At 60.5% G+C, this 12,617-nt stretch carries 11 protein-coding genes; 3 read left to right on the forward strand and 8 right to left on the reverse strand.

Annotation, left to right across the window (positions count from 1 at the left end):
* Positions 1–189 precede the first annotated feature (189 nt).
* Positions 190–636, reverse strand: a complete 447-nt coding sequence (locus tag KY494_RS12345) for a response regulator (RefSeq protein ID WP_219891131.1) — start codon at positions 634–636, stop codon at positions 190–192.
* A 287-nt stretch (positions 637–923) separates the two neighbouring features.
* Here KY494_RS12345 and KY494_RS12350 point away from each other — a divergent pair, with 287 nt between their 5' ends.
* From KY494_RS12350 to KY494_RS12360, 3 genes are all read left to right on the forward strand, one after another.
* On the forward strand, positions 924–3,044 hold the full coding sequence (locus KY494_RS12350; RefSeq protein ID WP_219891132.1) for a TonB-dependent siderophore receptor: 2,121 nt from the start codon (positions 924–926) through the stop codon (positions 3,042–3,044).
* Between the two features lie 331 nt (positions 3,045–3,375).
* Positions 3,376–4,035 carry an FxDxF family PEP-CTERM protein gene (locus KY494_RS12355; RefSeq protein WP_219891133.1) on the forward strand — a complete coding sequence of 220 codons (660 nt, stop codon included), beginning with the start codon at positions 3,376–3,378 and terminating at the stop codon, positions 4,033–4,035.
* 261 nt (positions 4,036–4,296) lie between these two features.
* On the forward strand, positions 4,297–4,746 hold the full coding sequence (locus KY494_RS12360; protein ID WP_219891134.1) for a hypothetical protein: 450 nt from the start codon (positions 4,297–4,299) through the stop codon (positions 4,744–4,746).
* Between the two features lie 298 nt (positions 4,747–5,044).
* On the opposite strand, the gene KY494_RS12365 is transcribed toward KY494_RS12360, so the two are convergent.
* The 7 genes from KY494_RS12365 to typA form a co-directional block, all read right to left on the reverse strand.
* Positions 5,045–5,428 (reverse strand): hypothetical protein, encoded by a 384-nt coding sequence (locus KY494_RS12365; RefSeq protein WP_219133081.1) that lies wholly within the window; start codon positions 5,426–5,428, stop codon positions 5,045–5,047.
* Between the two features lie 150 nt (positions 5,429–5,578).
* A complete protein-coding gene (locus KY494_RS12370) occupies positions 5,579–6,151 on the reverse strand; it encodes a hypothetical protein (RefSeq protein WP_219133080.1) in 573 nt (190 codons plus the stop codon).
* A gap of 168 nt (positions 6,152–6,319) precedes the next feature.
* Complete coding sequence (locus KY494_RS12375; protein ID WP_219133079.1) at positions 6,320–6,667, reverse strand: energy transducer TonB; 348 nt, start codon at positions 6,665–6,667, stop codon at positions 6,320–6,322.
* 60 nt (positions 6,668–6,727) lie between these two features.
* Positions 6,728–8,482: a methyl-accepting chemotaxis protein gene (locus tag KY494_RS12380; RefSeq protein WP_257571978.1), complete on the reverse strand. Its 1,755-nt coding sequence runs from the start codon at positions 8,480–8,482 to the stop codon at positions 6,728–6,730.
* A 519-nt stretch (positions 8,483–9,001) separates the two neighbouring features.
* Positions 9,002–9,466: a hypothetical protein gene (locus KY494_RS12385; protein ID WP_219891135.1), complete on the reverse strand. Its 465-nt coding sequence runs from the start codon at positions 9,464–9,466 to the stop codon at positions 9,002–9,004.
* Positions 9,466–10,416 carry a tRNA dihydrouridine(20/20a) synthase DusA gene (dusA, locus tag KY494_RS12390; RefSeq protein WP_258194927.1) on the reverse strand — a complete coding sequence of 317 codons (951 nt, stop codon included), beginning with the start codon at positions 10,414–10,416 and terminating at the stop codon, positions 9,466–9,468. Before dusA ends, KY494_RS12385 begins: the two co-directional genes overlap by 1 nt.
* A gap of 172 nt (positions 10,417–10,588) precedes the next feature.
* Positions 10,589–12,421 carry a translational GTPase TypA gene (gene typA / locus KY494_RS12395; RefSeq protein ID WP_116743332.1) on the reverse strand — a complete coding sequence of 611 codons (1,833 nt, stop codon included), beginning with the start codon at positions 12,419–12,421 and terminating at the stop codon, positions 10,589–10,591.
* Positions 12,422–12,617 lie beyond the last annotated feature (196 nt).

The raw sequence follows: 12,617 nt of genomic DNA on the forward strand, positions 1-12,617 counted from the left end.
CGGCTTGTAACCCTTTTTTCATTTCCGCGCACATGCATGAGGCAACATCAGCCCTCTTCTCCCGCAGCATGTCCGGCGAAGGCAATCCCAGCTTCGACACCATTTTGAAGGTGATGCATGCACTCGGTTTGCAATTCCGCGCCGCAGCGCTGAACACCTGACCACCCATCAGGCGTGGCAGCGGTAAGACTACCCCGCCAGCACCGACTGCACCGTCGTCGCCAGGTCGTCCAGGCGCACGGGTTTCACAAGGAAGTGGCGAAAGCCCACGGCCAGCGCGTCGTCCATGTACATGGGCAGGCTGTGGCCGGTGACGGCGATCAGCACGGCGTTGGCCGTTTCGGGATTGTGGTGCAGGCGGCGGCCGATTTCGATGCCGCTGATGCCGGGCATTTCGATGTCGAGGTAGACGGCGTCGGGCACGCACAGCTTGACTTGCTCGACGGCCATCTGCCAGTTGCGCACCACCACCGCGTGGTGGCCCAGCGCTTCGAGCAGCATGGCCAGCGATTCGCCCACTTCCTGGTTGTCGTCGACCACCAGCAGATTAAGTTTGCGCGCAGCACTTGCCGGCTGGTCGTCCTGGCGGCGTTCCATGGAGGAACTGCCTGGTGTCGTTTCAGTTGTCTGGCTCATTGTACCTTCACGTCTGACGGCTGCAAAAACGGCAGTATACAAGAAGCGCGCGCAATGCCGCCGCACCCGAGCAATGGTGCCAAGCAGCAATCCAGGCACCCCGCTGTACCGCGCCAGCAACACTTCCCCACCCCGCGCGGAGAAAGCCAGCCCTACGCAGTTTGCGCAATTGACGGATAAAATGAGAATCATTATCATTCTTATCCCCTTGCGCCGGACGCCTACGCCACGATGTTGTCGCGCCGCCTGAGCGAACGCGCAAACATTGTCATTACGGAGATCCATGCATGGCCGCCACTTTTTCCCCATTGCCGTTTTCCCTGCGCCCGTGCGCGCTGGCCATCGCCCTCGCCTGCCTGGGCGCGTCCCTCGCCGCGCGGGCGCAAGATGCCAATAGCGCCAGTACAGCCGATAGCGCCGGCCCCATCCTGGAATCAATCCAGGTCAGCGGCAACCTGCTGGGCACCAGCATGGCCGCCAGCACGAAGAATTTCGCCGGCGCCCGCACGGTGGTGCAAAAGGATGACATCGAAAACTCGGGCGCGGCCAGCCTCAGCGACGTGATGCGCCGCATTCCCGGCGTGCAGATCAGCGACAACTCGGGCAGCGCCGGCAGCGCCATCTCGCTCAACATCGGCGTGCGGGGCCTGGCCGGACGCTATTCGCCACGCAGCACGGTGTTGCTGGACGGCATCCCGATGTCGGTCGCGCCGTATGGCCAGCCGCAACTGTCGTTCGCGCCCGTCAGCCTGGCCAATGTCGAGACGGTCGACGTGGTGCGCGGCGGCGGCGCCGTGCGCTTCGGCCCGCAAAACGTGGGCGGCATCATCAACTTCAAGACGCGCCGCGTGCCCACCACGCCAGGCGTTACGGGCGACGCCACCGTGCGCTACAACACGTACAGCGAAGTGGGCCACAACACGCAGGCCAGCGTGTTTGCCGGCACCCAGCTCGACAGCGGCCTGGGCCTGGCGGTGCTGTATTCCGGCATCCGCGGCAGCGACTGGCGCGTCGGCAGCGACGAGAAGGTCAACGACTTCGCCCTGAAATTGCGCTACGACCTGAGCCCCACCGCCGAGGTGTACGCCAAGCTGTCCTACTACGACGTGACGTCGCGCACGCCGGGCGGCTTGACCGCGGCGCAATACAAGGCCGACCCGTTCCAGAACACGCGCCCGACCGACTTCTGGAGCGGCGAGCGCAAGGCCTTTGACATCGGCTACCTGAACGCCCTGTCCGGCACGCAGGAATTCGAGGTGCGCGCCTACTACAACAAGAGCTCGCGCGAAAGCACGCTGATCAGCGCCAACCTGAAAGGCCTGGGCCACCAGCCGCGCAACTATGAAACGACGGCCATCGAGCCCCGCTACACGCAGCGCTTTATTACCGGCAAGGTCACACAGGACATCACCGTCGGCTACCGCTACCTGGCCGAGCGGGCCGATGAAGCCATCTACAACGTGGTCATCGCCAGCGGCGTGCGGCAGGCGCCGACGCGCTTCGCCGACAATGCCACCGATGCCCAAGCCGTGTATATCGACGACAAGATCGCCATCGACGCCTGGCGCATCACGCCCGGCGTGCGCTATGAACACATCAAGACGGAACGCTACAACCACTTGCCGGTCGACCAGAAGATCGAACTACTCAACAACAAGGCCCTGCCCTCGCTGAACGTGGCCTACTTGCTGAGCAACAACGTGACCCTGTTCGGCAACTACAACAGCTCGTTTGGCGCCGTGCAAAACACGCAGCTCAATGCCCAGTCGAGCAAGAACCCGCTGCAGCCGGAACTGGCGAAAACCGCCGAGCTGGGCGCGCGCTGGAAGAGTGGCCAGCTGTCGGCCGAGGCGACCTTGTTCAACATCAAGTTCGACAACCAGATCCAGTCCGTCGGCAGCGGCGAAAACGTCGTCTTCTACAACGTGGGCGCCACGCATCACCGGGGCCTGGAAACGGCCGTCGACTACCATTTCGACAAGTCCGGCCCGCTGGCCGGCTTGAACGCCTACGCCAGCTACGCCTACACCAAGGCGACCTTGCAAGATGGCGCGAACGCGGGCAATGACGTGCCGTTCTATTCGCGCACCACGGACACCGTCGGCGCCCACTACCAGCTGGGCGCCTGGGGCTTCGATTTGTCGAGCAGCCACCAGAGCCGCCAATTCGCCGACGAAGCCAACACCGTGGTGGAAAACCCGGCCGGCAACCTGGGTGTGATTCCTGGCTTTCGCACCTGGAACACGCAAGTAAAATGGAAGGTGCCGGGCCAGAAGGGCCTGGAGCTGGTCGCCGGCGTCAACAACCTCGCCGACAAGCGCTACTTCACGCGCACCTCGGACGGCAACCTGGGCAAGCTGGTGGGCGCGCCGCGCATGGTCTATCTGCAGGGTCGCCTGGCGTTCTGAGCGCTGCATGCGGCAGTGCCTATCGAATCGATATGTGGCCGCAGCCGCACATACCCTCAAAAAAAACCTGCAACGTTGTTGTTACGATGCAGGTTTTTTTACGTCCTGATGTTACAAAAATACTGCCATGCAAGAAGGTTCATAGTCGCGCTCGCCTTGCATCACGGCAGTAATTGCTTCGCCACACAAATTAATTGCATTACAGACATTAATGATTTCACAATTGCAAATATTTTTAGTCGGTCCTTGTTTTTTGTGTGAGTTTTAGTGATATCATTTAAATGTCATTTAAGAAATTAAATTATCCTATAATCAACTAAATCGGAACACCATGAAAATGCCAGCCACCCTCTTGAAGATTGCCGCATTGGCCGCCCTGGCCACCGCTGGCACAGCCAATGCCGCGACCGAACTGGTGGTCAATGGCAGTTTTGAAAACAATGTCATCTCCTCATCCTGGGCTGCGCTCAGCAGCGTGACAGGCTGGACCTCGTCAGCCAGCGGCAACTCGGCCTTTGAAATCCAGAAAGGCGCCACGCAAGGCGGCCAGAGCGGCTTCAACCCCGTCGCCGCCGCCGGTACACAATACCTGGAACTCAACGCCGCGCGCCTGACGTCCGTATCGCAATCGATCGCCACCACGGCCGGCGGCACGTATGCGCTGTCGTTTGCCTATTCGGGCCGCCCGGATACGCCAGGCGGCGCGAGCAGCCTGATGAATGTCTACTGGGGTTCCACCCTGCTCACGCCAACGGCCCTGATCGGCACCACGAGCGGCGTATGGAAAACCTACAGCCAGAACGTGTCCGCGCTCGGTTCGTCCACCCTGCTGCGCTTCGAATCGATCGGCCCGGTCTCCGCACCGACCTATGGTTCCTACCTGGACAATGTCTCGGTGATGGCTGCCGTGCCGGAACCGGAAAGCTACGCCATGATGCTGCTGGGCCTGGGTTTGCTGGGTTTCGTGGTGCGCCGCAAGAACGCCGCCTGAACCCGGACAGTCGCCGCGCAACAGCCGCCCCGCCACACCTGGCCGGGCGGCTTTTTTCATAGGAAAACGGGAGCATAATTTTCAGGAAATGTTGCCAAGAAGAATTAAATTGGCGCTACAATAGCGGGGTATCAAGCAATGCCAAGCATCGCTCCGCCAGGGCCCCTACCCCGCCCTGATCATCAGCACGCATTTTTTGAACAGGATGACTGGCGCTGCCGGGCCCGATTGCGCTCCCGGTACGGCCGCCACACACGCACCATGTCTGCAGAGAAAACCATTACCGAAACCAGTTCCTACGGCAAGGACACGCCCGTGGGACGTCCCGATATCGATGGCCGCGCCGGCATTTTCGTGCCCACGGCGGAATTTGACATCGCCAACACCACCACCATCCGCAAGGGCGCTGGCATCGTCGGCTTCGGCAACCTCGATGGCACCCTGACCGTGTACTTCGAAGCAAACCGCTTCGACGAAAGCAGTCTGCACAAGTGGGAACACAAGGCGCGCAAGGCGTATGACCGCATGGTCATGGGCGCGCCCACGGTGTCGAAGGCGAAAATCGATGCGCGCATGCTGGAACAGGTCGGCATCATCGATGGCATGGGCATCAATCTCAAGCATCCGGAGCGCCTGACGCACTGGCTGGCGATCTCGAACGTGCCGGACACGGCGCCGGAAGAGCCTGTGGTGCGCTGGAAAAACCGCTAGGCGGCGGGAGAGCGAGGCGGGGCGCCCGGCGCGAGGTGTTGTCCTACATCGCGGCGGACATTCATCCGATGCCCGAGAGCATCAACTCAACCTATGATGAAAGCCTGACCACACATTTCCCACCACTCAGGAGTACGACATGTCCCGCCTCATCCCGATCAGCTTTGGCGCCTTGCAAATAGGTCTGGCAGCGGCGGCGGTGTATATCCTGTGCTCGGCGGATGTGCTGCACCAGAATTCGGTATATTTCCACTGATTCCGCTTCGTGGCGCGCTTTCTGGCGTCACATCGTCACATGCTAGCGGCGGCCGTAGTAGCGTCCGTGCCCGCCCCAGCCGCCACGGTGTCCACCGTAGCGTCCAAAACCAAACATGAAGTCCAGCCCGATCGATACGGGTGGATTGTAATAATACGGTTGTGGCGCGTACACGGGCGCCGGCACATACACAGGTTGCTGCACGTACACAGGTTGCTGCTGCACGTAGACGGGTTCATTCGTGTATTCCACGCGCGGTGCGCTCATCACGCGGCCCGACTGCACCGGCTCGGACGAGACCGTATGCCAGTCATAGGGATTGTAGGCCCCCTGCGGCGCGCGCGAACCGTAATACGCGGGACCGGGGGGCGCCACGGCGCAGCCACCCAAGGCGGCCAGCGAGATTACTGCCAACAGGGTTTTCATCGCAATTCTCCTAATATCTACTACTTCAAGTAAGTACTATAAGAAATTACGCCGAGCTTTGCTGCGCTTTTACCGATTGTTACACCCCGACGCACGCCGCAACATGAAATGTGGCAATGGCGCCACAAGCGGCCTGCGCAGCAGGTTTCCTCAGATAAATGGAATCGCGCAGCTATCGATGGCCTTGCCGGCGGCATCGTAGCGCTGCACGCACACCTGGTAGCGCACGCCGTAATCGAGTTCGACTTGCTCGACCTTGCCATACTTCAATTTCCAGCTGGGCTGCACGCGCTGTTTGCCCGCCAGCGCGGCCACATCCTGGGGAATCGCCATCGCCGTTTGCGTCTCGCCCTGGCGCGCATCCTGGCGCCGCGCCACGTCGATCGATACGCTCACGGCCAGATCCACCCCGCCGTCCACATAGGCCAGCGTGGGTGCGCCGCGCTGCGCGCGCATCACGCCCCAGGCGCAAGGCTTGCCATCCGCAGCGCATTGCTTCAATTGCGCCAGCGGAAAATATTCAGGGGCAATCTTTCCATCCTTGATGGGCCAACTGGTGCGCACGCCGTCGCGCTTGCCCGTCAGGGGATTGTCCCAGCTCAGGCTATTCACGACGGCCACCGTCTGCCCCTCCTGCAAGCCCGCAGGCGTGCCCAGCGATGTGCAAGCGGAAAGCAGCAAGCCGGTGGCGGCCAGGGAGGAAAGTGTCAGGATGCGCAGCATGGTAAGCCTCTTGTGATGGGATTTCCCGAAGGTATGTTTCGAGGGTAACAGAATCGGCAGCGACGGTGCCGTTGGTTGGCGCACATAACAGAACGGGCGGCACCCTTGCAGGCGCCGCCCGTGGCGGATACGGCCATGCCGGGAGACCCGCTCCCGGCGCTAGGTGGATCAGTCCAGCTTCCAGGCGTAATCGACCTTGGTCCAGGTTTGCGCCGCGGCGCCATCCTTGGTGCCCGGCTTGAACTTGCATGCGGACAGGGCCTTGATGGCGGCCTTGTCCAGGTTCTTGAAGCCGCTGCTCTTGTCGAGTTTCGAATCGGCAACGCTGCCATCGGCATTGACCAGGAAGGACATCGACACGGTGCCCTGCTCTTCGTTCATCAGCGAGGCTTTTGGATAGTCGGCCTTGCAGCTCTTGGCATCGAACGACGCAGGCACCTCGGCCGCGAAGGCGGCGGAAGAAACGGACACCAGCAAGGCTGCTGCAACACTCATCAAACGCTTATTCTCAAACATGTGCTTCCCCATGATTATCAGATACGGTAATTACAATTCCCTGTGCGCTGTTGGCCGCGCTTAAAACTCTTCCCACTCGTCATTGCTGCCGCCACCTGCCGCCTTGCGTGGCGCAGGAGCCGCCACGGGAGCGGCAGCTTCCGGCTTGCGGGTCAGCGACTTGACCGGGCGCAATGCCGGCGCCGGCTTGCGCACGGCGACGGGTGCGGCGGCCACCGGTGCCGGCACATACGCTGCCGGCTTCTCTTCGCCTTCGACCAATTTGAAGATGCTGACCACGTGGGCCAGTTCCGCCGCCTGGTCTTGCAAGCTTTGCGCCGCAGCGGCCGCCTGTTCCACCAGGGCCGCATTTTGCTGCGTCATGCCATCCATCTCGATGATCGACAGGTTGACCTGTTCGATGCCGGCGCTTTGTTCCTGGCTGGCACTGGCGATCTCGCTCATGATGTCGGTGACGCGGCGCACGCTGTCGACCACTTCACCCATCGTCACGCCGGCCTGGCCGACCAGGCGCGTACCGCGTTCCGTCTTCTCGGCCGAATCGTCGATGAGGATCTTGATTTCTTTCGCGGCGCCAGCGGAGCGCTGGGCCAGGTTGCGCACTTCCGAGGCCACCACGGCAAAGCCGCGGCCTTGCTCGCCGGCACGTGCCGCTTCCACGGCCGCGTTCAGCGCCAGGATGTTGGTCTGGAAGGCGATGCCATCGATGACGCCGATGATGTCGACAATTTTCTTCGCCGATTCATTGATCGAGCTCATGGTGTCAACCACTTGCGACACCACGGAGCCGCCCTTCAGGGCCACGTCCGAAGCGGTGGCGGCCAGCTTGTTGGCTTCGCGCGCATTGTCCGCATTCTGTTTCACGGTCGAGGTCAGCTCTTCCATGGCCGACGCCGTTTTTTCCAGTGCACTCGCCTGCATTTCCGTACGCGACGACAAGTCGATATTGCCATCGGCGATCTCGCGCGACGCCGTGCCGATGGTTTCCGTGCCGATGCGTACCTGGCCGACAATGCCTACCAGGCTGTTGCGCATTTCCTTCATTTCCGCCAACAGGCTGGACGTATCGGATGGCTCGGTGTGGATGCCGATCGACAGGTCGCCATTGGCGATGCTGCCGGCGATCGATGCCGTGTAGTCAGGCTCGCCACCCAGCTGTTTCAGCAGGCCGCGGGTAATCACCAGTGCCGCCGCCACGCCCATCGCCACGGCCAGTACGCCGAGGATGATCATGAACAGGCGCGCGCTGTCAAACGCCTTGCGGGCATCCGATTGCATCTGCTCGTTCAACTTGTCTTCCAGGGTGGCCAGTTGCTCCAGCGCGTCCATCCATTTTTTCTGTACCGGGCGGATTTCCTTGATCATCACGCGCGTGGCGCCTTCCGCATCGTTGGCCATCCACAGTGCCGACGCCTTGGCGATGGCCGGCATGGCTGCCGCCTCGTATTCCTTGATCGAAGCGAGCAAGGTTTTTTCTTCGGCAGTCGACTCGGCGGCGAATTTCTCTTCGAGCTTTTTCTGCGTTTCCTGATAGGTGCTGGTCTGCGTCTTGATACGCGCCATTTCCGGCTCCATATCGCTCGCGTCGGTCATCAGGGTGAGGATGCGCAGCGAGGTGATGCGGTCGCTGACGTTGCCACGCATGTCGATCACCAGGCGGGTGACGACATTGTTGACATTGATCACGTGATCGAGACGTTCCTGGATTTGCGCCATGCGCGCGATGCCGAGGACGGTGACGGCCACCAGCAGAACCAGTACCAGGGCGAATCCCAGGCCCAGGCGTGTACCAACCTTCATTTTTGCTAAATTCATTTCGGCTCTTCGTAAATGAAACTATTGATAAGAATTTTTGCCCGGCACGACAAGACGAAGGCCGCGAGACACCGGTATCCGCCCTTACCCATTGGTATGCTGGCGGTATCCGGCCGCACGCAGCCTGGGGTACTTCCTGGTCTACAACAGCCCTGAAAACGCCAGTGACTGCGAATGCAAATTTGTTCCACACACTGAATTATTGACACCGTTGATGTGAGATCAACATCAAACATTCATATGAGAAATATTTGTCTATAATCAATTATAGGTGTAAATTTTGCCTCAAAGCAAGCAATAAGTACCTGAATAAATGCCTGATTAACTTTCTTCGGGGAAATGGCAACAACGCCGTTTCTTGCCTACTAGAAATGCCCCAAGGCAGTGCGCGCGTGCGCCGAAACAGCGCATTTACAACACATGGCATAACCATATGGCATCGTTTCGGGAGGGGGACTCAGAGGAAGGGGGAGTGCGGACAATACCACTGCGCCGGGGCAGCGGTATAGACAAGTTGGATCAGCGGTCCCAGCTGCAATGCATCACATAGGCGTGGCACACTGTGCCAAAGACAAAGACGCTCCAGATGGCGCCCAATTGTCCGGCCAGGCTGCGCCGACCCGATGATACCAGTTGATACCAGTGCGGCTCGCTGCCCAGCAGTTCGGCCAGTTCGCGCGCGAAACCGTCATATAAACGCGCATCGAGCGGCTGGCGGTCCGCTTCGCTGATCGGGTGCAAGCGCTCGAGCAGCCACTGGCGCGGCGTGCACAGGGCGCCGCTGCACACGACCGTTTCGATCGGCTGCAGGCGCAGGCCGTCCGGCGCTATCTGCAGCGCGCGGCACAGCGCGTCAAAGGATGCCTGCGGCGGCTGCGCGCCCAGATAGGTACACGCGAAGAGGCTGCCATCATCCTTGAGCGCGCTGACGGCCAGCAGGTAGCCATCGATCAGGCGCGCAAAGCTGTGGCAGTCACCGTTCATCAGGCAGGCAGAGACAGGCGCGCCGCCGCTTCCAGCAGCAGGCGCGGGTCACCCAAGGCCAGCTTCTTCGAGTCGGACAAGGTCTGGCGGAAACCGCGCGCGCCAGGCAGGTTTTGCATCAGGCCCAGCATGTGGCGCGTGATGCTGTTGAGCTTCAGCCGCCCCGCCTCCTTTTCCAGCTGCGCGCGAATATACGGAATCATCGCTTCGAGCACCTGATCGCGCGTTTTGACAGGCGTGTCGTCGCCGTAATAGCGCTGGTCGAACTGCGCCATCACGTACGGGTTGTGGTAGGCCTCACGGCCCAGCATCACGCCGTCCAGGTGCTGCAGGTGCAGGTCGATCTCGTCCAGCGTCTTGATGCCGCCATTGATAATGAACTCGAACTGGGGAAAATCACGCTTCAAGCGGTAGGCATAGTCATACTTGAGGGGCGGCACTTCGCGGTTTTCCTTCGGGCTCAGGCCTTTCAGGATGGCATTGCGCGCATGCACGATAAATGTCTTGCAGCCGGCATCGGCCACGGTGCCGACGAAATCGCGCACGAAGTCATACGACTCGCTGTCATCGATGCCGATGCGGTGCTTGACCGTGACGTCAATGTCGACCACGTCGCGCATGGCTTTCACGCAATCGGCCACCAGTTGCGGCTCGGCCATCAGGCAGGCGCCAAACGCGCCTTTCTGCACGCGCTCGGACGGGCAGCCGCAATTGAGGTTGATTTCGTCATAGCCCCACTGCTGGCCCAGCTTCGCGCTGGTGGCCAGGTCCCTCGGGTCGCTGCCGCCCAGCTGCAGCGCCACCGGATGCTCTTCCTCGTTGAAGCGCAGATGGCGTTCCACGTCGCCGTACACCAGCGCGCCGGTCGTCACCATCTCAGTGTACAGCCAGGTATGGCGCGTGATTTCGCGGTGGAACTTGCGGCAATGGCGGTCGCTCCAGTCCATCATGGGGGCGACGGACAGGCGGCGGGAAGGCAGGGTTGGGACAGTCACAATACGCTCGCTACAAAAAAGGGAATCCAGAACGGCAAACCCGCTGCGTCGCATCACCGCAAGGTCATGCAAGCACAGCGGGTCTGGTTGGCGCGGCGACGCAGCGCCGCACCACTCACTACAACAATTACGCGTCGCGGCCGGCGCGCTTACGCTCGTTTTCTTTCAGGAAGCGCTTGCGCAGACGGATCGATTTAGGCGTGATTTCAACCAGTTCGTCGTCGGCGATGAATTCCACCGCGTATTCCAGCGACATTTGCACTGGTGGTACCAGGCGCACTGCTTCATCGGTACCCGACGAACGCACGTTGGTCAGCTGCTTGCCCTTGATCGGGTTGACGACCAGATCGTTGTCGCGCGAGTGAATGCCGATGATCATGCCTTCGTACACTGGATCGTTGTGGACCACGAACATGCGGCCGCGATCTTGCAGTTTCCACAGGGCGTAGGCAACAGCGGCGCCGTCATCTTGCGAGATCAGCACGCCGTTACGACGGCCAGCCATTTCGCCACGGGTGTTGTCGACTGGCGCGTATTCGTTGAATACGTGGCTCATCAAGCCGGTGCCGCGGGTCAGGGTCATGAATTCGCCCTGGAAGCCGATCAGGCCACGCGCCGGGATCAGATACTCGAGACGCACGCGGCCCTTGCCATCCGATTCCATGTTTTGCAGGTCGCCACGACGACGGCCCAGCTCTTCCATGACGCCGCCCTGGTTGACTTCTTCCACGTCGACCGACAGGTTTTCAAACGGCTCGTGGCGTACGCCATCGACCATCTTGTAGACCACGCGCGGACGCGATACGGCCAGCTCGAAGCCTTCGCGACGCATGTTTTCGAGCAGAATCGTCAGGTGCAATTCGCCACGGCCCGATACTTCAAAGATCGTGTCGTCGTCGGTCGGCGCTACGCGCAGAGCAACGTTGGCTTTCAGTTCGCGGTCCAGACGGTCACGCAATTGACGCGAGGTCACGAACTTGCCTTCGCGGCCAGCCAGTGGCGAGTTGTTGACCATGAAGTTCATGGTCAGGGTTGGCTCGTCGACGGTCAGCATAGGCAGCGCTTCCGGGGTATCCAGTGCGCACAGGGTCGAACCGATGCCGATTTCGTCGATACCGTTGATCAGGCAGATGTCGCCGGCAACGGCTTCGTCTACCAGCACGCGCTCCAGGCCCTTGAAGTTCAGCACCTGGTTGATGCGGCCTTTGATCGGCGTAGCGCCTGGACCGTTGATGACCAGAACGTCCTGACCAACCTTGACGGTACCGCGGTTGACGCGGCCAATGCCGATCTTGCCGACGTACGACGAGTAGTCGAGCGAGGTGATTTGCATCTGCAGCGGGCCTTCCGGATTGTCATCACGGACAGGCACGTGTTGCAGGATGGCGTCGAACATCGGCTTCATGTCGCCGCTGCGTACGTCTTCGGTCAGGCCGGCATAGCCGTTCAGGCCCGAAGCGTAAATGATAGGGAAATCCAGTTGCTCGTCGGTAGCGCCCAGTTTGTCGAACAGTTCGAACGTCTGGTTGATGGCCCAGTCCGGACGTGCGCCTGGACGGTCGATCTTGTTGACGATGACGATAGGCTTCAGACCCAGTGCCAGCGCTTTGCGCGTGACGAAACGGGTTTGCGGCATCGGGCCTTCCTGTGCATCGATCAGCAGCAGAACCGAGTCAACCATCGACAGAACACGTTCCACTTCGCCGCCGAAGTCGGCGTGGCCTGGGGTGTCGACGATGTTGATGTGGGTGCCTTCGTACTCAACAGCGCAGTTCTTCGACAGAATCGTAATGCCGCGCTCCTTTTCCAGGTCGTTCGAGTCCATGACTCGGGTGTCGACCGCTTGGTTTTCACGGAAGGTGCCGGATTGGCGCAGCAGCTGATCCACCAGCGTGGTTTTGCCGTGGTCAACGTGGGCGATAATGGCGATATTACGAATTGCGCGTTTTGTATTTGACATGGTCGTAGTAGTTACTGAAAAACTGCGGAGTGCGTACAAGGTGTACGAGATACCCGAATGCTAATCTATTTCCGGAACCGCGTAGTATAGCATGTTGCGTTGCAGCGCTATCTAAAAATGCAGGCGGCTCCCACAGTCGGGGACGATTTGTTTAAAAAAGCGACACTGTTTAACGAGTGTCGCTGGGTAATATGAC

This window comes from Janthinobacterium sp. PAMC25594, from assembly GCF_019443505.1.
In the GTDB taxonomy this organism is placed as follows: domain Bacteria; phylum Pseudomonadota; class Gammaproteobacteria; order Burkholderiales; family Burkholderiaceae_D; genus Janthinobacterium.